Origin of the sequence: Pseudomonas sp. (genome assembly GCF_050739935.1) — a bacterium.
In the GTDB taxonomy this organism is placed as follows: domain Bacteria; phylum Pseudomonadota; class Gammaproteobacteria; order Pseudomonadales; family Pseudomonadaceae; genus Aquipseudomonas.
In genome coordinates this window covers 43,586-63,739 of record NZ_JBOICF010000060.1, presented here as the reverse complement: position 1 = coordinate 63,739, position 20,154 = coordinate 43,586, and the positions used below count along the sequence as shown (strand labels likewise).

Here is a 20,154-nt window from a genome sequence, read left to right as displayed (position 1 = left end):
TTCGCCAGCAAGCCGGCTCCTACAAAAGAACGCGGCGTTGAGCGATGTAGGCGTCGCGCGTGAAGATCGCTGCGTTGAGCGATGGAGGTTTCGTACGCGAAGACCGCGGTGTTATGCGATGCCGGCGTCGTGCGCGAAAAGATGTAGGAGCCGGCTTGCTGGCGAATGCGGTAGGTCAGCCGGCCAGTCTGCGTTTGGACTGACGCGTTCGCCAGCAAGCCGGCTCCTACAAAAGATCGCACCAGCAAGCTGGTCCCTACAAAAGATTGCGCCGGCATGCCGGTCTTCAGGATTCAGGCAGGCAGTTCTTTTCAGGGGCTGCTCCTTGCCACAGGGCGTCCTGATCAAAAAAGATTTCCCGGAAAATTGACCTAGTACATTCATCAGCACAATTTCCCGCTCTTAGACTGCGATCAACACTCAAGTCGGGAAGCGGTCATGTCTGGGTTGCAGCTCAACGATGTTTATCTTGCTCGTCAGCGCATCGCGTCGCTGATTCGGCAGACGCCCATGGAGTACTCGCCGAGTCTCTCCCGGCGGGTCGGCGTGGCGGTGTATCTGAAGCTGGAATCGCAGCAGATCACCGGCAGTTTCAAATTGCGCGGCGCAAGCAATGCGGTCGCTCTGCTTACGGCTGAACAAAGGGCGCTTGGCGTTGTGGCGGCGTCCACCGGCAATCATGGTCGCGCGCTGGCTTATGCGGCATCGCAACTCAAGGTCAAAGCCACCATTTGTCTTTCGCAGCTGGTCCCGTCGAACAAGGTTCAGGCCATTCGAGAATTGGGTGCCGATGTTTGCATCGTCGGCCAGTCTCAGGACGATGCCCAGCGTGAAGCCGAGCGCATCGCTCGGGAGCAGGGCGCCGCGCTGCTGCCGCCGTTCGATCACCCCGCGATCATTGCCGGACAGGGCACGCTGGGGCTGGAGATCATCGAACAGATCCCGGACGTCGCTCAGGTGCTGGTGCCGCTGTCTGGCGGCGGCCTGTTCAGCGGCGTCGCCCTGGCGCTGAAGACTGCCAACCCGAACATTCGTCTGCACGGCATTTCAATGCAGCGCGGCCCAGCGATGCACGCCAGCCTTGAGGTCGGGCAGCCAGTGGAGGTGCAGGAATTGCCGACCCTCGCCGATTCGCTGGGCGGTGGCATCGGCCTGGACAACCGCTTGACCTTTGCCATGACTCGCGCGCTGTGCGATCAGGTTCATCTGCTGGATGAAGCCTCCATCGGCAACGGCATTCGACACGCCTATTTTCAGGAGCGTCAGGTCGTCGAAGGCGCGGCGGCGGTGGGTATCTCCGCGTTGCTCGATGGCCTCATCGAGCCACAAGGCCCCATCGTCGTGGTCGTCAGCGGGCGTAATGTCGATCTCGAGCAACACCTGCGCGTGCTGGCGGGAGCCGATCAATGAATGCGCGATTTCTTAAACACCTGTAGCAATCCGGCTTGCCAGTAGTGACGTCCCTGAAAACGCCACCGCCGGCAAGGCGAGCTGCTACAGAAAGCCGGTGATGTGCCTGATGTTTCACTTTTGCAGCGAGGAGCGCGGTAATGACTGAAGTCACCCTGTTGAGCGAACGCGACCTGCGAGACTGCGTCGCGCTGGATCTTCCCAGCGTCGATGCCATCGAGCACGCATTTCGTCTCTTGGCGACCGCCGCCGTTGCGATGCCGCCGATCCTGCGCCTGGACATTCCCGAGCACAACGGCGAAGTCGATGTGAAGACCGCATACCTGCCAGGCCTGCAACGCTTTGCGATCAAAGTCAGTCCTGGCTTCTTCGACAATCCCCGGCTGGGACTGCCCAGCCTCAACGGCATGATGATGCTGCTCTCGGCGCACACCGGCTTGTTGGACGCCCTGTTGCTGGACAACGGTTATCTGACCGCCGTGAGAACCGCCGCCGCGGGTGCTGTCGCCGCGCGCTGGTTGTCGCGCACCAACAGCCGCAGTGTCGCGCTGATCGGTGCCGGTGAGCAGGCGGCCTTGCAGCTGCAGGCGTTGCGCCTGGTACGGCCGATCGAAGAAGTGCGCATCTGGGCGCGTGATCCGGCCAAGGCCGAATTATTCGCTGCCGAGTTGGGCTACGACTCGAAACTGGCGATCCGCGTGTGCCAGAGCGTCGATGAAGCCATCGACGGCGTGGACATTGCGATCACCTGCACGCCCAGCCGCGAGCCGCTGATCGAACCTCACCATCTGCATCCTGGCCTGCACATTACCGCCATGGGTTCCGATGCCGAACACAAAAACGAAATCGCCGCGCAAGCATTGGCACAGGTTGACCGCTATGTGGCCGATCGCTTGAGCCAGACCCGAGTGCTGGGTGAATTGCATCACGCCCTGAACGCCAACGTGGTCAACGACGAGTCAACTTTCGCCGAGCTCGGTCAGGTCATTGCCGGACAGAAAAGCGGTCGCACCGATGACCAACAGATCACTTTGTGCGACCTCACGGGCACCGGCGCTCAGGACACGGCCATCGCCAACCTGGCGTTTGAACGCGCCATTCAGACGGGCAAGGGGCTGCGGTTCGGCGGTTGAGGCCAAAAACAGTTTTTTCAAACCCGACATTTTCAATCAGTGCGTCATTTAAAGAGGGCATCTGCATGTCTCAGATAGTCGTCAATCTTCCCTTCTCACGGGAGGAATACGCCCAGCGTCTGGCCAAGGTGCGCCAGTCGATGCAGGCGCAGGGGATCGAATTGCTGCTGGTCACCGATCCGTCGAACATGGCGTGGCTGACCGGCTACGACGGTTGGTCGTTCTACGTGCATCAGTGCGTGCTGCTGGCGATGGAGGGCGAGCCTGTGTGGTTCGGTCGTGGCCAGGATGCCAACGGCGCCAAACGTACGGTGTTCATGCAGCACGAGAACATCGTTGGCTATCCGGATTTCTATGTGCAGTCCCGGGAACGCCATCCGATGGACTACCTGTGTCAGGAGGTGCTGGCGCCTCGTGGCTGGGCCTCGCTGAACATCGGCCTGGAAATGGACAATTACTACTTCAGCGCGGCGGCTTACCTGTCGCTGAAAAAACACCTGCCCGACGCAACGCTGATGGACGCCGTGGGCCTGGTGAACTGGCAGCGGGCGATCAAGTCGCCACAGGAAATCGCCTACATGCGCATCGCGGCGCGCATCGTCGAGAACATGCATTCGCGCATTTATGAACGCATCGAACCGGGCATGCGCAAGAACGAGCTGGTGGCGGAGATTTACAGCACCGGCATTCTCGGGGCTGATGGCCATGGGGGCGATTACCCGGCCATCGTGCCGCTGTTACCGACCGGCGCCGACGCCAGCGCGCCGCACCTGACCTGGGATGACACGCCGTTCCAGACGGGCGCCGGAACCTTTTTCGAAATCGCCGGGTGCTACAAGCGTTACCACTGCCCGCTGTCGCGCACGATCTATCTGGGCAAGCCACCGCAACATTTCATCGAAGGTGAGAAAGCGGTGGTCGAGGGCATCGCCGCCGGTCTCGAAGCGGCCAAACCCGGCAATACCACCGGCGACATCGCCAAGGCATTTTTCGGGGTGCTGGAGAAATTCAACATTCACAAGGACAGCCGCTGCGGTTACCCGATCGGGATCAGTTATCCGCCGGATTGGGGCGAGCGCACCATGAGCCTGCGCCCAAGCGACACCAGCGTGTTGCAGCCGGGCATGACCTTCCACTTCATGCCGGGCCTGTGGATGGACGACTGGGGGCTGGAGATCACCGAAAGCATCCTGATCACCGAAACCGGTGTCGAAACCTTTTGCAACGTGCCGCGCCAGCTGTTCGTGAAGGACTGATCCATGAGCGATGTAACCGATAACCCGATCAACCCCACCGTGGATTTCGAACGCGACGGCGTGCAGCACGGATTTCTCAAGCTGCCGTATTCCAGCGACGATTCGGCGTGGGGCGCAGTGATGATTCCGGTCACCGTGGTCAAGCGCGGTGCCGGCCCGACCGCGCTGCTGACCGGTGGCAATCACGGCGATGAATACGAAGGCCCGGTTGCCCTGAGCAAGCTGGCTCAAAGGCTGCGCGCCGAGGAGGTGAGCGGGCGGGTGATCATCATCCCGTTCATGAACACCCCGGCCTTTCATGCCGGTCGGCGAACCTCGCCGATCGACAGGGGCAATCTGAATCGCAGCTTCCCCGGCAAGCCGGACGGCACGGTCACGGAAAAAATTGCCGACTACTTTCGACGCAGCCTGTTGCCGCTGGCGGACATCGTGCTCGACATCCACTCCGGCGGCCGGACCCTGGATTTCCTGCCGTTCGCCGCTTGCCATGTGCTGCCGGACAAACAGCAGCAGGCGCAATGCGAGGCGGGAATGCAGGCGTTCAATGCGCCCTACAGCATGCGAATGCTGGAACTGGATGCCGGGGCCATGTACGACACCGCCGCCGAGCAGCAGGGCAAGGTGTTCGTCACCACCGAACTCGGCGGCGGCGGTTCCTCCAGCGCCCGCAGCGTGGCGATTGCCGAACGCGGGGTACGCAACTTGCTGATTCATGCCGGGATTATCGAGGGCGGGCTTGAGCTGCGTCCGACCGTCATGCTCGACATGCCCGATGGCGATTGCTTCGTGGCCTGCGAGCATGATGGCTTGCTGGAAATGTGCCGCGATCTTGGCGATCAGGTGAGCAAGGGCGAGGTAATCGCCCGGGTCCACGACATCAAGCGCACTGGCTCGACTCCCGTGGAATATCGCGCCGCGCGCAGTGGTCTGCTCGCCGCGCGGCATTTTCCGGGTCTGGTGCACTGCGGCGATACCGTTGCGGTGATTGCCGAGATCGTGCGCTGACGATGATGCCTGTAGCAGCACGGCTTGTATGCGACTGCGCGAATGAGGCGATCGCCGCCGACAGGCCAGTCCGTTATGTGATGGAGGAAGGGGTCATGAAGCTTCAACACAGCGAACTCTGGCAAACCCGTTGCTATGTCGACGGCCAATGGCTGGATAGTTCGAATCATAAAGAGGTCATCGATCCGGCGACACTCAAGCCCGTCGGGCAAGTGGCGATGCTGGATCAGACGCAGATCGTCGACGCAATCGATGGGGCGCAACGGGCATTCAGCCAGTGGCGCGCCCTGAGCCTGGATGCGCGCGGTGCGATTCTGCGCCGCTGGGGCGAACTGATGCTGCGGCATGCCGAGGATCTGGCGCGGATTCTCAGCCAGGAGCAAGGCAAACCTTTGGCCGAGTCGCGAGGCGAAATCGCCTATGCCGCCAGTTTCATCCCATGGTTCGCCGAAGAGGCGCGTCGTCTGTATGGCCAGAACATTCCGAGCCATATCGCCGGTGCGCATCTGGGGACCGTAAAGGAACCTGTCGGCGTCTGTGCATTGCTCACGCCGTGGAATTTTCCCTCGGCGATGATCACCCGCAAAGCCGCCGCGGCACTGGCCGCCGGCTGTACGGTGCTGATTAAACCGGCTCATGAAACCCCGTTTTCCGCGCTGGCATTGGCGCAGCTGGCACACGAGGCAGGCTTTCCTGCCGGGGTGTTCAACGTCGTGCTCGGCGAGCCGCAAATGGCCATGGAAACCCTGGTCAAGGATTCACGAGTGCGTGCCGTCAGCTTCACTGGCTCGACCCGCGTCGGCAAGCTGGTGCTGCAAGCGGCCGCCGAAGATGTGAAGAAAGTGGCCCTGGAACTGGGCGGAAACGCGCCATTCATCGTCTGCGCCGATGCGGATCTGGATCACGCGGTGAAGGTCGCGGTGCAAGCCAAGTATCAGACCTCTGGGCAGGATTGCTGCGCGGCCAACCGCATCATCGTCGAGCGCTCGGTGTACGCCGATTTCCTCTCGAAGTTTTCGGCGGCAGTGCGTCAGCTTCGAGTGGGACCGGCCACGCTTGAAGGTGTCGAGCAGGCGGCTGACATTGGGCCGTTGATGCATCAAGCGGCCTTCGACAGCACCCTGGAGCGGGTCAACGATGCCCGGCACCTGGGCGCCAGGTGTCTGGTCGGCGGGGAAGGGCACGTGCTCGGCGGGCTGTTCTTTCAGCCCACGGTGCTGGCCGATGTCACGCCGCAGATGCGTATCTATCAGGAAGAGAATTTTGCACCTATCGCCGGGGTGATGCCGTTCGACACCCTGGATCAGGCGGTACAGATGGCCAATGACACCGAGTACGGTCTGGCGGCTTACATCTGTTCAAACCGTCTGGATCTGATCTATCCGCTGATCCGCCGGCTGGACCACGCGATGGTCGCGGTCAACGGCGTGAAATTCACCGGCCACCCGATTCCGTTCGGGGGCATGAAAGCCTCGGGCCTTGGTCGCGAGGGCGGCAGCGACGGTTTCGAACCGTTCGTGGAAACCAAATATTTTTGCCTGCATCACCAGGGGCAGTTCTCAGGAGAACCCGTATGAGCCAGGAATACACTTCGCTGTTCGAACAGGACCGCGCGCACTTCATGCACCCATCGACCCACGCCCATGATCACGCCAGCGGCGCGCTCAAGGGACGGATCATCAAGAGTGCGTCCGGGGTGCGCATTCGTGACCACGAGGGGCGCGAGTTCATCGATGCCTTCGCCGGGCTGTATTGCGTCAACATCGGCTATGGTCGCACCGAAGTGGCGGACGCCATCTACAAGCAAGCCAAGGAACTGGCCTATTACCATACCTATGTCGGCCATTCGACCGAGGCGATCATCGAACTGTCGAGCCGCATCATCGACTGGGCGCCCGAGGGCATGAAGAAGGTCTATTACGGCTTGTCCGGTTCGGATGCCAACGAGACCCAGATCAAGCTGGTGCGCTACTACAACAACGTGCTGGGCCGGCCGCAGAAGAAGAAAATCATCTCCCGCGACCGCGGTTATCACGGCTCGGGAATCATGACCGGCAGCCTCACCGGGCTGCCGTCCTTCCACCAGCATTTCGACCTGCCTGCCGAGGGCATCAAGCATACCGTTTGCCCGCACTGGTACCGCAAGGCCCCGGCCGGCATGGACGAAGCCGCTTTCGTTGGCTATTGCGCCGACGAGTTGGAGAAGATGATTCTGGCCGAAGGCCCCGACACCGTGGCGGCGTTCATCGGCGAGCCGCTGATGGGCACCGGCGGCATCATCGTTCCACCCAAGGGGTACTGGGCGGCGATTCAGGCGGTGCTCAACAAGTACGACATTCTGCTGATCGCTGACGAAGTGGTCTGCGCGTTCGGTCGCCTGGGTTCGAAGATGGGCAGTCAGCGCTACGGCATGAAACCTGACCTGATCACCACTGCCAAGGGGCTGACCAGCGCCTATGCGCCGCTGTCGGCAGTAATCGTGGGCGAAAAAGTGTGGAATGTCATCGACACGGCTTCCGAGCGCGAGGGCGCGATGGGACACGGCTGGACGTATTCCGGACATCCGATCTGCGCCGCGGCGGCACTGGCCAATCTGGATATTCTGGAAAACGAAAACATCACCGCGAACGCCGAAGAGGTTGGCGCCTACCTGAACAACCGCCTGCGCGAAACATTGAGCGGGCATCCGCTGGTGGGAGAAGTGCGTGGCGACGGGATGCTGGCGGCGGTGGAGTTCATGGCTGATCGTGAAGCCCGCACCCCGTTCGACGCTGCGCTGAAGGTCGGTCCGAAAGTCTCGGCGGCTTGTCTGGAGCGAGGAATGATCGCCCGCGCGATGCCCCACGGCGACATTCTCGGTTTCGCCCCACCGCTGATCCTGACGCGGGAAGATGCCGATCTGATCGTCGGCATTGCCAAGGAAGCGGTGGATCAGGTGGCTGCAGAAGTGCTGTAACTCAGCAAGGCAGTCCGGCGAGGGTCGTCCTATCGACGACCCTCGCATTTAACCCAATCAATCCGAGGCTTGCAGGCCTTTCTGCTTCATCACCAGGTTCTTTTCCTTCTTGTATTGCAACGCCACTTCCGGCGCCGGACCGCTCTTGCCGGTTTCCATCCACAGGCGCATGCGGCTGGCATCGGCGAAGTGGGTGTATTTGCCGAAGGCATCCAGAATCACCACCGAGACCTGACGGTTAGCCATGCTGGTCAGCAGCACCAGGCAATGCCCGGCCTGGTTGGTGAAGCCGGTCTTGGTCAACTTGATGTCCCAGTTGGACTTTCGCACCAGGTGATCCGTGTTGCTGAAACCCAGGGTGTAGTTGGGTTTGCGGAAGGTCACGGTTTTTTCCTGAGTGGTGCTCAGTTCGCGCAGCATCGGGTAGTTACGCGCCGCCAGCGCCAGCTTGGTCAGGTCGCGAGCGGTGGAGACGTTGAACACCGAAAGCCCGGTTGGCTCCATGTACACCGTATGGCTCATCCCCAGTGCCTTGGCCTTGGCATTCATCGCCTTGATGAAGGCCGGGTAGCCGCCCGGATAGCTGTGAGCGAGGCTGGCGGCGGCGCGGTTTTCCGAAGACATCAGGGTGATCAGCAGCATGTCATGGCGGTTCAGCTCGCTGCCCAGCTTCACCCGAGAAAACACGCCTTTCATCTCGGCGGTCTGGGAAATGTCGACCTTGATCATCTCGTCCATTGGCAGTTTCGCGTCCAGAGTGACCATCGCCGTCATCAGCTTGGTCACCGAGGCAATCGGCACGATCACGTCCGGGTTACTCGAATACAGCACCTGACCCGATTGCAGGTCGGTGATCATCGCGCTGCCGGAGGCCAGGTGGAGGTTGGAAGGGTCGCGGTTGAAAGCGGCGGGTTCGTTCGCAAGGGCACCGGTGGAAAGTGCCGAGCCTGTAAGTGCAAATAATAGGCCGATGAGTGATGTGCGAATTTTCAAGAGCAGAGCTCACTTAATGATGGACATGGCGTGGATGGTCGTACTTTGTGCAAGAACGACGACAAGATCGGCGCATTTTAGGAGCATGTTTCTGATTATGTCGATGGGGTGCGCGAGGCGTTTGGGTAATAAAAGCAGGCTGTATGGCATTCGTTCAGGTTAAGGGTCGCCAAGTCCTGTATTTAAAAGGGTGGCCCGATATTCATGGCACTGCGGCCAGTCACCGATTAGCATTCCCCGCCATCGATGCTTATTACTCAAATTGACCTAGGAGTTGTGCAATGCCCAAGGGTTTTATCAGCAAGGATTATGCGGCGTTGGCGGTTGGCGCGGCGGTCGTTGCGGTGCTCTTGCTCATCGCGGGCCTGTCTGTCCGACCTTCGGACTGGGCCGGCTGGATTCAGGCGATCGGGCTGATTGTCGGGTTGATGATTGCGATTGCGGTGCCAGCGATTCAAAAGCGCCAGGACCTTGCGCTGCAGCACAAGCAGTTGCGTGATCGCGAGACCGGCTACGCGAGGCGTATGCAGTATTTGTGTGGAGAGCTTAACGAGCTGCTGGCGAGGATTACGGTCAATCTGGCGCATCTGCGCGCCGCAGACCGGCATCGGCTGCAACGCACGCTGGAAGATTATCTGCATCGCCTGTTCGAGTCGCACAAGCTGGATCAGAACGATGATCGAGTGGTGATCGCTCATGAACTGCGGTTGGTGGCCAACGAGATGATCGAAGAGTTGGAGAGCGGGCGCTCCGATCGGGTGGTGCTGGGTACGCTGGAGAAGCGTTTGCAGAAACTGGCGCATCGGTGTCAGGTCAATGCGACTCTGGCCGAGCGGATCTGAGCGGTTGCGGCGTCGATCTAGACATCAATTCTCGGTACATCCTCAATTGCCTGCGGGGAGCGAATTTATTAGAGCGGCTAAGGCATAGCCGCCACATTTCCAGTGCTTGAACTATTTTTCGCGAATGAATTCGCTCCCACAGGGACTGTTTCGTTATCTGAGTCGTGGCCCACTTGAACGGTTTTTGCGTCCCGCGGGAGAACCGATAGACACGCCACGCGTGTCCCCGCCACATAGCCGATTCCCGCCTCTCGCCACGCCAACCGGGCGCTCCTACCATCTGTCGTGCAGTCTCATCAGTGCTGTGAACGATGGCAAATCGGCAGTAGTCACTTGCTTTGGGTCCAGTCGAAAACGCGCGGAACAGCGCCACCGACGGACAGATCCACCCGTGACCTAGGCCTGATGCAAGTGGAGATATGCTGATGACTGACTCACCCGTAACGCTACCGGTTGTGCCACTGGCTTTCGAGCAGTCGTTCGAAGTGATTCCCGAGGATGAAGCCGAAACCAGTAAAGAGCTGGCCGAGACGCTGCATTCCATCATGGAAACCACCTTCCAGGATGAAGGGCACGCCAACCGCAGCGTTCATGCAAAATCTCATGGGTTGCTGCGTGGTCGTATCACCGTCCTCGACAATCTGCCGCCGCAGCTTGCCCAAGGCGCCTTCGCCAAACCTGGCACTTTACCGGTGGTCATGCGTTTCTCGACCAACCCCGGCGATATTCTCGATGACAAGGTCTCGACCCCTAGAGGCCTGGCGCTGAAGATCGTCGGCGTCGACGGCCCGCGTCTGCCGGGTTCAGAGGGCGACGTCACCCAGGATTTCGTGATGCAGAACGCCAAGGCGTTCACCGCGGCCAACCCCAAGGCTTTCCTCAAAACCTTGAAGCTGCTGGCGAAAACCACTGACAAGGCACCCGGGATGAAGAAGGCGTTCTCTGCATTATTGCGTGGCGTCGAATCGACCATCGAAGCGATGGGTGGCGAGAGCGGCACGCTGAAAAGCCTGGGCGGCCATCCGCAAACTCATATTCTGGGCGAAACGTTTTACAGCGTCGTGCCGTTTCTCTATGGCCCTTATTTCGCCAAGCTGTCAGTCGTCCCGGTTGCCGAATCCTTGACCGCACTGACCAACCAGCATGTGGATTTCGACGGTAATCCCGACGGTTTGCGTCAGGCAGTCAACGATTACTTCGCCCAGCACGGCGGGGTTTGGGAGGTGCGCATCCAGCTGGCTACCGATCTTGACAAGATGCCGATCGAGGATGCCTCGGCTGTATGGCCTGAAGACGTCAGCCCCTACGTGACGGTCGCGCGTATCGAAATCGAGCCGCAGCCAGCCTGGACCCCGGAGAGTGTTCGGGAAATCGATGACGGCATGGCGTTCAGTCCATGGCATGGCCTGCAGGCGCATCGTCCATTGGGTGGCGTGATGCGGGTGCGCAAGCCGTCGTACGAGATGTCTTCGGGTTTCCGCGCCGAACACAACGGCTGTCCTATGCACGAACCACGGGACGAATCGCGCCCTGTCCAAGAACCACGTTGAACCAGGCCTTCGGGCGAGGTTACCCAATGCAGCTTCTTCATCCCGTTGCGCATTACCGGCCCTATTCTTCCGCCTCTGGAGGATGGGGTTCGGCCTATTCAGTCATGAACATCCTCTGGCGCGAGCAGGCGTACCAGAAAGCGCCGATGGCGCTGCTTCGGCAAAACAAGCCCAAAGGTTTCGCCTGCGTCAGCTGTGCCTGGGCCAAGCCGGGCAATCCCCACGCGCTGGAGTTCTGTGAAAACGGGGCAAAGGCCACTGCCTGGGAATTGACCTCGTTAAGGACCGGGCCGGATTTTTTCCAGTCTCACTCGCTGACTGAGCTGCGAAGCTGGAGCGATCACGATCTTGAGCAGCATGGACGTCTGACTCACCCGTTGCGTTACGACCCGGCTACTGATCGCTACCAGATCACCAGCTGGGATGACGCGTACGCGGAAATCGGCGCGCAGTTGCGCCAGCTGGAACCGGATCAGACCGTGTTCTATGCCTCCGGGCGTGCGTCGCTGGAAGCTTCGTTCATGTACCAACTGCTGGCGCGCGCCTACGGCACCAACAATCTGCCGGACAGCTCCAACATGTGCCACGAAAGCACGTCTGTCGGCCTGCAGGAAAGCATCGGCGTGCCGGTCGGTACAGTCACCCTGGCCGACTTCGAGCACACCGACTGCATTCTGTTCTTCGGCCAGAACGTGGGCAGTAACAGCCCGCGCATGTTGCATCCGTTGCAAGAGGCGCGCAGACGCGAAGTTCCGATCATCACCTTCAATCCGATCCGCGAGCGCGGGCTGGAGCGCTTCGTCAACCCGCAATCCCCGCGCGAAATGCTTGGGCCGGATTCGACGATCATCAGCACCCAATACCATCAGGTCTCCATCGGCGGCGACACGGCGGCGATCATGGGCATGGCCAAGGCATTGCTGGAAATGGATCGTGCAGCCGGTGGCGCGGTACTCGATCACGGCTTCATTGCCGAACACACCGACGGTTTCGACGCTTTCATCGCCGAGGTAGACCGCTATACCTGGCCGGAGCTGGAAAGCCGTTCGGGTCTCGATCGCAGCGCGCTTGAAGCGGCCGCGACCGTCTACGCCCGCAGCGAGCGGGTGATGGTGATCTATGGCATGGGCCTGACTCAGCATCGTCATGGCGTGGAGAACGTGCAGATGCTGGTCAATCTCCTGCTGCTGCGCGGCAACATCGGCAAGCTTGGCGCGGGTATCTGTCCAGTGCGCGGCCATTCGAACGTGCAGGGCCAGCGTACGGTGGGTATCACCGAGGATCCGGCGAAGGTGCCCCAAGACAAGATCGAATCGCTGTTCGGCTTCAAGGTGCCACAGCGCAAGGGTCTGGCGACGGTCGATACGTGTATGGGCATCCTCGACGGCAGCGTCAAAGCGTTCATCGGCCTGGGCGGCAATTTTCTGCGGGCCATACCCGATACCGATCGCATGGAACCGGCATGGTCGCGGCTCGAACTTAATGTCCAGGTCGCCACCAAGCTCAATCGCACTCATTTGATACCTGGGCAGCGCGCGTGGCTATTGCCGTGTCTGGGGCGTATCGAAATGGATGTGCAGAACGGCGTCGAGCAGGTGCACAGCACGGAAGACAGCACCGGTTGTATCCGTGCCTGGCAGGGCAGAAGTCAGCCCGGCGGTGAACAGCTGCGGGCGGAGGTCGCGATCATCGCGGGCCTGGCGCAGGCGACGCTTGATGGCCAGGCGCGTATCCCTTGGGACGAGTGGCGGCGTGACTACGCAAAAATTCGCGAGGCGATCGGGCAGGTTTATCCGAAAATCTTTCATGACATGGAGTCGCGGATGTGGGAGCCCGGCGGTTTTCACCGGCCAATCGCCGCTGCCCAGCGGCAATGGAAAACCGAGACCGGCAAGGCGCGCTTCATTTCGCCGCGCGGTCTCGATGAAGACGACGATGTGTCGCCTGGGCCTGAGGCACGTGACGTCATTCAATTGATGACGCTGCGCAGCAACGATCAATTCAACACCACCGTGTACGGCTATGACGACCGCTTTCGCGGCGTGCATGGTACGCGCAGCGTGGTGTTCATGAACCGCAACGATGTCGTGCGACTGGGGTATGCGCCTGGTGATTGGGTGACGCTGCGCACGGCCGTCGAGCCTGAAGTGCTCAGACAGGTTGGGCCATTGCAGATCATCGCCTATGACATCCCGACCGGCTGCGCAGCGGCATATTACCCCGAGTGCAATCCTCTGGTTCCAGTCTGGCATCACGCGGAACGCAGCAAAGTGCCGGCTGCCAAATCCGTGCCGATCACGCTGCACAAAGCGCAAGCCGATGCGCGTGCGCAGGAGCGAGCGCTGCCGAGGAAGGATCAGGTGGTGTAACCAGGCTTTCGTCGGGTGGTCGTCGCTAAATCCGTGGTGTTTGCGCTGACGCCCTTGTAGATCGCTTCCACTCTGCGTGGGAGCGATCATTGAGGTTGCATGCCCGATCTCACTCTGCGACTTGTCGTTGCAGCGGTTGGCTGGTTGATTCGCCCACTCTCAAATCTGTGCCAGCAACCACGTCCGAAATGCTTGTAGCGACGGCAGCATCTCGTTGCGTGGCGGGTAGGTCAGGAAGTAACTGCGCTGGCTGGCGAAGGGCAGGTCGAGGGTGAGCAGTTCGGTGCTGGCCAGTTCGTCGGCGACGAGGATGCGTGGCACCAGACCAATGCCGATGCCGGCTTTCACCGCTTGAATCAGGTGCGAGGTCAGTTCGAAGCTCGGCCCCAGACGCATCATGCGATGGGGCAGGTGGTGATGGCTGAACCAGTCGCCCCAGACATTGGGGTTGTTGGCGACGTTGAGCAGCATCTGTCCGGCGATGTGTTCCGGGTTCCAGCTTTGGTGGTTTTCGGCCGTTTGCGGGGAAATGATCACCACCAGTTCTTCGGCGTGAAGGCGATGGCTGATCAGCCCAGGCAGCCCGGCGTGACCCACGACTATAGCCGCATCGATGCCGCTGGTTTCGAAGTCCACCGCATCGATTCGCGAGTTGATGTGTACCAGCATGCCGGGGTGGGTCTTGTAGAAGTCATGCAGGCGTGGCAGCAGCCATTTGGAACCGAAAGTCGGCAGCGTCGCCAGGCGCAGACTGCCGCCACCGGATTGATAGGCCATGGCCTGCAACGTAGCGCTGCGGATGCGGCCAAGGGCTTCGCTCATTTCCCGCTGGTACAGGCGGCCGACGTCGGTCAACTGCACCTGCCGACCTTCCCGGCGAAACAGCGCCAGGCCCAGCTGCTGTTCCAGCGCCTGAACCTGACGACTCACCGCACTTTGGGTCAGCGACAATTCCACGGCGGCGCGGGTGTAGCTTTCATGCCGCGCAGCAGCCTCGAAAGCCAGCAGCAGAGACATGGACGGCGTGAGGTGACGGTAATTCATTCGGAAAAGTCATCGATAGCGGCAGGAATATCCATTTGTATCGCGCCGGAACCTGCAGGATCATTGGCGCAAACAACGACCCGAGGCTGACCGATTTATGCCCGGGCGACAAGTATTTTGCTGTTTCCCGTGATCAGACCGACAAGAGACCATCCCACGATGATCGCCCAGCTGCCTACCGCGATCCCCGCGGCCCAATACCCTGAATTTCTCGACGCGCTGCGCACCAGCGGTTTCCGCGGCCAGCTCAGCGCCGACTACGCCACCCGCACGGTGCTGGCGACCGACAATTCGATCTATCAGCGCCTGCCGCAAGCAGCGGTCTTTCCGCAGGATGCCGACGACGTCGCGCGCATTGCGACCCTGATGGCCGAACCGCGCTTTCGCCAGATCAAGCTGACCCCGCGTGGCGGCGGCACCGGGACCAACGGCCAGTCCTTGACCGACGGCATCGTGGTCGACCTGTCGCGGCACATGAACACCATCCTGGAAATCAACGTTGCCGAGCGTTGGGTGCGGGTACAGGCGGGGGTGGTCAAGGATCAGCTCAACGCCGCGCTCAAGCCTCACGGACTGTTCTTTGCGCCTGAGTTGTCGACGTCGAACCGCGCCACTGTCGGCGGCATGATCAACACCGACGCCAGCGGGCAGGGCAGTTGCACCTACGGCAAGACCCGCGATCACGTGCTGGAGCTGCACAGTGTGTTGCTGGGCGGCGAACATCTGCACAGCCTGCCGCTGTCCGACGACGAACTGCAGACCGCCTGCGCCCAGCCCGGTCGTATTGGCGAGGTCTATCGCACGGCGCGGCAGATCCAGGAAACCCAGGCCGACCTCATCGAATCGGTATTCCCCAAACTCAACCGCTGCCTGACCGGCTATGACCTGGCGCACCTGCGCGACGAACAAGGGCGCTTCAACCTCAACAGCGTGTTGTGTGGCGCCGAGGGTTCGTTGGGCTATGTCGTCGAAGCCAAGCTCAACGTGCTGCCGATCCCTAAATATTCGGTGCTGGTGAACGTGCGCTACAGCAGCTTCATGGACGCCCTGCGCGATGCCAACGCGCTGCTGGCCCGCAAGCCGTTGTCCATCGAAACGGTCGATTCCAAGGTGCTGATGCTGGCGATGAAAGACATCGTCTGGCACAGCGTCGCCGAGTATTTTCCGGCCGATGCCGAGCGCCCGACCCTGGGTATCAACCTGGTGGAATTCAGCGGCGATGAGGTCGCTGAGGTCAACGCTCGGGTCGCGGCATTCGTCGCGCATCTGCAGGCCGACAAGACCATCGAGCGTCTGGGCCACACATTGGCCGAAGGCGCGGAAGCGGTCACGCGCGTCTACACCATGCGTAAGCGTTCGGTGGGCCTGCTGGGCAATGTCGAGGGCGAGATTCGGCCGCAGCCGTTCGTGGAAGATACGGCCGTGCCGCCGGAGCAGTTGGCCGATTACATCGCTGAATTCCGCGCCCTGCTCGACAGCCATGGTCTGGCCTATGGCATGTTCGGTCACGTCGATGCCGGTGTGTTGCACGTGCGCCCGGCGCTGGACATGAAAGACCCGGCCCAGGCCGCGTTGGTCAAGCCGATTTCCGATGCCGTCGCCGCGTTGACTCAACGCTACGGCGGCCTGCTGTGGGGCGAGCATGGCAAGGGTTTGCGCTCTGAATACGTGCCTGCGTTCTTTGGTGAACTGTACCCGGCGCTGCAATCGCTCAAGGGGGCGTTCGACCCGCATAACCAGCTCAACCCCGGCAAGATCTGCACTCCGCCGGATGCCGCCGAGGGGCTGCTCAAAGTCAACGACGTTACCCTGCGCGGCGACCTGGATCGGCAGATCGACGAGCGCGTCTGGCAAAGCTTCGACACCGCCGTGCATTGCAACGGCAACGGCGCCTGCTACAACTTCGACCCCAACGACGCCATGTGCCCGTCGTGGAAGGCCACCCGCGAACGCCAGCATTCGCCGAAAGGCCGGGCGTCGTTGATTCGCGAGTGGTTGCGTCTGCAAGGCGCGGCCAATGTCGATGTGCTGCAAGCGGCCAAAGGCAAGGCAGCATGGATCAAAGGTCTGCCCGCGCGCCTGCGCAATAACCTGGCGCGCTCCCGAGGGCAGGCGGATTTTTCCCATGAGGTCTACGACGCGATGGCCGGTTGTCTGGCGTGCAAGTCCTGTGCGGGGCAGTGCCCGATCAAGGTCAACGTGCCGGAATTTCGCTCGCGTTTCCTTGAGCTGTATCACGGCCGTTATCAGCGTCCGCTGCGCGATTACCTGATTGGCTCGCTGGAATTTTCGATCCCCTACATGGCCTATGCGCCTGGCTTGTACAACGCGGTGATGGGTTCGAAATGGGTGAGCGGCCTGCTCGAACGTCACGTCGGCATGCTCGATAGCCCGCTGATTCATCGTTATAACCTGCAGAGCACACTGACCCGGTGCAACGTGACGGTCGCCAGTGTTCCGGCCCTGCGCGAGCTCAGCGATGAGCAACGTCAGCGCAGCGTCGTGCTGGTGCAGGATGCCTTCACTCGCTACTTCGAAACTCCGTTGCTGGCGTCGCTGATTCAGTTGGTGCATCAGCTGGGTTACCGCGTGTTCCTGGCGCCGTACAGCGCCAACGGCAAGCCGCTGCATGTGCAGGGTTTCCTCGGTGCATTCGCCAAGGCCGCCGTGCGCAATGCTACCCAACTCAAGGCGCTGGCCGACTGCGGCGTGCCGCTGGTGGGGCTGGACCCGGCTATGACGCTGGTTTATCGCCAGGAATACCAGAAGGTTCCCGGTCTTGAGGGCAGTCCGAAAGTGCTGTTGCCCCAGGAATGGTTGATCGACGTGCTGCCCGAATCGACAGGCGCGGCGCAAGCCGTTCCGTTCCGCCTGATGGCTCACTGCACCGAGAAAACCAACGTCCCGGCAAGCACCTCGCAGTGGGAAAAAGTCTTCGGTCGCATTGGCCTCAAACTGGTCACCGAAGCCACCGGCTGCTGCGGCATGTCCGGCACCTACGGCCACGAAGCGCGCAATCAGGAGACCTCACGGACCATCTTCGAACAGTCGTGGGCGACCAAACTGGACAAAAAGGGCGAAGCATTGGCGACGGGGTATTCATGCCGCAGCCAGGTGAAGCGTCAGGATGGTCGGGAATTACGCCATCCGCTGGAAGTGGTATTGGAGCGGCTTCTGGTTGCGCAAAACGCGTGAGCGATCGGTTCGATCGCCGCAAGGGTGCAGACGTCCGAAATGCCAAACGGACGTCCGGCTTGTCGGCGGCAGCCATTTTGCAGTCGCCACCGCCGCATACTCAATGCACCATGCGCCTGGATTCGACCGTCCCTTCTTTGAGGATCTCGTTGAGTTCACGCCAGGGATAACGCGCGCCAGCCTCGGATATCGCGCAGGCCTCGGTATGTCTGAACGGTTGCTCGTCCGACGCAGGGCATTGCCCAGCGCCGCACGACCGGCAGACCAGTTTGTGCCCGTGAATGACCCAGTCCTTGTTCCAGCAATCCATGGTGAAAGGGGGACGTCTGTTAGGCATACCTACACCTCCCGGAGTTGAAGACGCATGATCGGGTTGATTGACGTTACGGGGATTATCGGAGGCGAGCGGACGGCTGGGCGTCATCCCCGAGAGCTTCACAGGGCAGTGTAGGCGGGTTTACCGGAAGCGAGAGACAGTTGGTCGGGAGAGGTCAAACGGTCGGTCTTGAGCCGGTCCGGTCCGCGGTTTCTCGGTTCTGTATCATCTGCGTGACCCATGTGCGCTGGAGTCAGTCTCCCAAGGCGGCCAATGCCGCAAGCGCAATTTCATCGTCGTGAGCGGGGGTGTCGGCGCTAATGCCGACGCCGCCGATCACCTGTCCGTTGCGTTTGATCGGCTGCCCGCCTTTCATCATTACCAGGCCTGCCGTGACTGCCGCAATCCGGCCGCCGTTAACCGCTTTTTCCAGATCATCCGACGGACGCTTGAACAACGCGGCCGTGCGCGCTTTGCCTTGCGCGAGATCGGAACCCGCCACCACCGGCGCTCCGTCCATCCGCACCGACGCCAGGTTCCAGCCACCGTCATCGACGACCGAAATCGCGCAAGGCCAATGGTGCGCGTCGGCATAGACGCGAGCGGTCTCCATCAGTTTCATCGCCGAAGCGAGACCGAGTACCGGCTTTTGCTCGACAGTGTGAGTGGCTTCCGCCAGCGCACTGGCGCCCCATGTCACGGACATGAGGCTGAAGGTAATGATGAGGAGACTGGATCTTGACTGCATGACGTCTGGCACTCTTGAGGAAAAGCCCAAGATAAACCCGAAGCTGACTGCTGCGGTTAGCTGCGAGCGGCAAATTCATTACCTAGTGGGTAATGAACTCATCTCAACTCCGGCTGCTTAACCGAGGCTCTCGCTCGACGCATGCCAGCAGAAACTCCATCACCGCCTTCATTGAAGGCGAGCGACGCAAGTCGGGATAGATCAACTTCCGAACGGAGAGGGTGAAAATTGGGGAGTATCGATCCGAAGGCAAAGTTTTATCATGGATTCCGCCATCCAGGGACATGGCCTTTGCCATCGACCTCTGAACATTCTGCGCAAGGAACCTATACCCAATGAAAGGCATCATGATCGAAAGCTATGGCGGGCCTGAAGTCGTGCAACTGCGTACCGATTTGCCCAAACCTTCGGCCACTGCGGGACAGGTGGTGGTCAAGGTGGCGTGTGCAGGCATCAACTTCATGGACGTACACACGCGCCAGGGCAAATACGCATCCTCGGTGACATACCCAGTGCGCGCGCCGTGCACGCTGGGCATGGAAGGTTCAGGGGTGATCGTCGAGGTGGGCGAGGCCGTGCAGCACCTTGCGGTAGGCGATCGCGTGGCCTGGTGCATCTCGTGGGGCAGTTATGCCGAATACGCCGCTGTGTCCGCGCAGAAAATTGCGAAAATCCCCGACGCGATTGCCTTCGACCTGGCAGCAGCGGCCATATTCCAGGGCGCCACGGCGCAGTACCTGGTGGACGACATCGCGCAATTGGGGGCGAATAGCAGCTGTCTGATTCACGCGGCGTCCGGCAGCATCGGTCAGTTGCTGGTGCAGATGGCCAGGGCGAGGGGGGCGCAGGTGTTCGCCACCGCCAGCACCGAGCAAAAATGTGCGATCGCCATCGCACGGGGTGCGCATCACGCCATGCTGTACGACAACGGCCGTTTCGCTGAGCGCATTCGTGACGCCACCCACGGAAAGGGGGTCGATGTAGTGTTCGATTCGCTGGGTAAAAGCACCCTGCGCGACAGCTTTCGGGCCTGCCGCACCCGCGGCCTGGTCGTTAATTACGGCAATGTCTCCGGCTCGGTCACCGACCTTGACCCCATCGAACTGGGCGAGAGCGGCTCGCTGTTTCTGACCCGACCGCGCCTGGCCGATCACATGGGCGATGGCGAAACCGTCCAGCGCCGCGCCGATGCAGTGTTCGCGGCGATCCTCGAAGGCTCGCTGAACATCGAGATCGAAGGCCGCTACCGGATGGAAGAAGTGCAGGCCGTTCACGCGCGCATCGAGGCCCGTGAGCAGATCGGCAAGTCAGTGATGTGCATCAACGAAGTTCGTTGA

At 60.9% G+C, this 20,154-nt stretch carries 16 protein-coding genes; 11 read left to right on the top strand and 5 right to left on the bottom strand.

Features of this window, described 5'->3' with window-relative positions; all coding sequences use genetic code 11:
• Positions 1–218, bottom strand: a 218-nt coding sequence (locus ACRER8_RS10980; protein WP_431746357.1) for a hypothetical protein, incomplete at its 3' end; no start/stop codon positions are given.
• Positions 219–438: 220 nt separating this feature from the next.
• Here ACRER8_RS10980 and eutB point away from each other — a divergent pair.
• From eutB to ACRER8_RS10950, 6 genes are all read left to right on the top strand, one after another.
• Positions 439–1,410, top strand: a complete 972-nt coding sequence (eutB, locus tag ACRER8_RS10975; protein ID WP_431746356.1) for a hydroxyectoine utilization dehydratase EutB — start codon at positions 439–441, stop codon at positions 1,408–1,410.
• A 140-nt stretch (positions 1,411–1,550) separates the two neighbouring features.
• Entirely contained in the window at positions 1,551–2,543 is a 993-nt protein-coding gene (gene eutC, locus ACRER8_RS10970; RefSeq protein WP_431746355.1) for an ectoine utilization protein EutC, read from the top strand.
• Positions 2,544–2,608: 65 nt separating this feature from the next.
• The gene (gene doeA, locus ACRER8_RS10965; protein ID WP_431746354.1) at positions 2,609–3,799 is read left to right on the top strand and encodes an ectoine hydrolase DoeA; all 1,191 of its coding nucleotides are present in this window, start codon (positions 2,609–2,611) and stop codon (positions 3,797–3,799) included.
• A gap of 3 nt (positions 3,800–3,802) precedes the next feature.
• The gene (gene doeB / locus ACRER8_RS10960) at positions 3,803–4,804 is read left to right on the top strand and encodes a N(2)-acetyl-L-2,4-diaminobutanoate deacetylase DoeB (protein ID WP_431746353.1); all 1,002 of its coding nucleotides are present in this window, start codon (positions 3,803–3,805) and stop codon (positions 4,802–4,804) included.
• Positions 4,805–4,899: 95 nt separating this feature from the next.
• Positions 4,900–6,381 carry an NAD-dependent succinate-semialdehyde dehydrogenase gene (locus ACRER8_RS10955; RefSeq protein WP_431746352.1) on the top strand — a complete coding sequence of 494 codons (1,482 nt, stop codon included), beginning with the start codon at positions 4,900–4,902 and terminating at the stop codon, positions 6,379–6,381.
• Positions 6,378–7,760, top strand: a complete 1,383-nt coding sequence (locus ACRER8_RS10950; protein WP_431746351.1) for an aspartate aminotransferase family protein — start codon at positions 6,378–6,380, stop codon at positions 7,758–7,760. The genes ACRER8_RS10955 and ACRER8_RS10950 overlap by 4 nt, the downstream gene beginning before the upstream one ends.
• 57 nt (positions 7,761–7,817) lie before the next feature.
• Here ACRER8_RS10950 and pbpG read toward each other — a convergent pair whose 3' ends face one another.
• Entirely contained in the window at positions 7,818–8,753 is a 936-nt protein-coding gene (gene pbpG / locus ACRER8_RS10945) for a D-alanyl-D-alanine endopeptidase (protein ID WP_431746350.1), read from the bottom strand.
• A gap of 281 nt (positions 8,754–9,034) precedes the next feature.
• Here pbpG and ACRER8_RS10940 point away from each other — a divergent pair, with 281 nt between their 5' ends.
• The 3 genes from ACRER8_RS10940 to ACRER8_RS10930 all read left to right on the top strand — a co-directional run bounded on the left by ACRER8_RS10940 (position 9,035) and on the right by ACRER8_RS10930 (position 13,514).
• The gene (locus ACRER8_RS10940; RefSeq protein ID WP_431746349.1) at positions 9,035–9,595 is read left to right on the top strand and encodes a hypothetical protein; all 561 of its coding nucleotides are present in this window, start codon (positions 9,035–9,037) and stop codon (positions 9,593–9,595) included.
• A gap of 425 nt (positions 9,596–10,020) precedes the next feature.
• Positions 10,021–11,145: a catalase family protein gene (locus tag ACRER8_RS10935; RefSeq protein WP_431746348.1), complete on the top strand. Its 1,125-nt coding sequence runs from the start codon at positions 10,021–10,023 to the stop codon at positions 11,143–11,145.
• A 26-nt stretch (positions 11,146–11,171) separates the two neighbouring features.
• Positions 11,172–13,514 carry an FdhF/YdeP family oxidoreductase gene (locus ACRER8_RS10930; protein WP_431746347.1) on the top strand — a complete coding sequence of 781 codons (2,343 nt, stop codon included), beginning with the start codon at positions 11,172–11,174 and terminating at the stop codon, positions 13,512–13,514.
• Between the two features lie 159 nt (positions 13,515–13,673).
• On the opposite strand, the gene ACRER8_RS10925 is transcribed toward ACRER8_RS10930, so the two are convergent.
• Complete coding sequence (locus ACRER8_RS10925; RefSeq protein ID WP_431746346.1) at positions 13,674–14,558, bottom strand: LysR substrate-binding domain-containing protein; 885 nt, start codon at positions 14,556–14,558, stop codon at positions 13,674–13,676.
• Between the two features lie 159 nt (positions 14,559–14,717).
• Between ACRER8_RS10925 and ydiJ the strand changes: the two genes are divergently transcribed.
• Positions 14,718–17,753 (top strand): D-2-hydroxyglutarate dehydrogenase YdiJ, encoded by a 3,036-nt coding sequence (gene ydiJ / locus ACRER8_RS10920; protein WP_431746345.1) that lies wholly within the window; start codon positions 14,718–14,720, stop codon positions 17,751–17,753.
• A 100-nt stretch (positions 17,754–17,853) separates the two neighbouring features.
• On the opposite strand, the gene ACRER8_RS10915 is transcribed toward ydiJ, so the two are convergent.
• Together ACRER8_RS10915 and ACRER8_RS10910 are read right to left on the bottom strand one after the other, a co-directional pair.
• Positions 17,854–18,090 (bottom strand): hypothetical protein, encoded by a 237-nt coding sequence (locus ACRER8_RS10915; RefSeq protein WP_431746344.1) that lies wholly within the window; start codon positions 18,088–18,090, stop codon positions 17,854–17,856.
• A 232-nt stretch (positions 18,091–18,322) separates the two neighbouring features.
• Entirely contained in the window at positions 18,323–18,817 is a 495-nt protein-coding gene (locus ACRER8_RS10910) for a GlcG/HbpS family heme-binding protein (RefSeq protein ID WP_431746343.1), read from the bottom strand.
• Positions 18,818–19,152: 335 nt separating this feature from the next.
• On the opposite strand from ACRER8_RS10910, the gene ACRER8_RS10905 reads away from it, so the two are divergent.
• A complete protein-coding gene (locus ACRER8_RS10905) occupies positions 19,153–20,154 on the top strand; it encodes a quinone oxidoreductase family protein (protein ID WP_431746342.1) in 1,002 nt (333 codons plus the stop codon).

What these genes read in the sequence shown, in the direction of transcription:
- eutB (WP_431746356.1), top strand. Translation starts at nt 439, where the DNA reads ATGTCTGGGTTGCAGCTCAACGATGTTTATCTTGCTCGTCAGCGCATC.
- eutC (WP_431746355.1), top strand. Translation starts at nt 1,551, where the DNA reads ATGACTGAAGTCACCCTGTTGAGCGAACGCGACCTGCGAGACTGCGTC.
- doeA (WP_431746354.1), top strand. Translation starts at nt 2,609, where the DNA reads ATGTCTCAGATAGTCGTCAATCTTCCCTTCTCACGGGAGGAATACGCC.
- doeB (WP_431746353.1), top strand. Translation starts at nt 3,803, where the DNA reads ATGAGCGATGTAACCGATAACCCGATCAACCCCACCGTGGATTTCGAA.
- ACRER8_RS10955 (WP_431746352.1), top strand. Translation starts at nt 4,900, where the DNA reads ATGAAGCTTCAACACAGCGAACTCTGGCAAACCCGTTGCTATGTCGAC.
- ACRER8_RS10950 (WP_431746351.1), top strand. Translation starts at nt 6,378, where the DNA reads ATGAGCCAGGAATACACTTCGCTGTTCGAACAGGACCGCGCGCACTTC.
- ACRER8_RS10940 (WP_431746349.1), top strand. Translation starts at nt 9,035, where the DNA reads ATGCCCAAGGGTTTTATCAGCAAGGATTATGCGGCGTTGGCGGTTGGC.
- ACRER8_RS10935 (WP_431746348.1), top strand. Translation starts at nt 10,021, where the DNA reads ATGACTGACTCACCCGTAACGCTACCGGTTGTGCCACTGGCTTTCGAG.
- ACRER8_RS10930 (WP_431746347.1), top strand. Translation starts at nt 11,172, where the DNA reads ATGCAGCTTCTTCATCCCGTTGCGCATTACCGGCCCTATTCTTCCGCC.
- ACRER8_RS10925 (WP_431746346.1), bottom strand. Translation starts at nt 14,558, where the DNA reads ATGAATTACCGTCACCTCACGCCGTCCATGTCTCTGCTGCTGGCTTTC.
- ydiJ (WP_431746345.1), top strand. Translation starts at nt 14,718, where the DNA reads ATGATCGCCCAGCTGCCTACCGCGATCCCCGCGGCCCAATACCCTGAA.
- ACRER8_RS10915 (WP_431746344.1), bottom strand. Translation starts at nt 18,090, where the DNA reads ATGCCTAACAGACGTCCCCCTTTCACCATGGATTGCTGGAACAAGGAC.
- ACRER8_RS10910 (WP_431746343.1), bottom strand. Translation starts at nt 18,817, where the DNA reads ATGCAGTCAAGATCCAGTCTCCTCATCATTACCTTCAGCCTCATGTCC.
- ACRER8_RS10905 (WP_431746342.1), top strand. Translation starts at nt 19,153, where the DNA reads ATGAAAGGCATCATGATCGAAAGCTATGGCGGGCCTGAAGTCGTGCAA.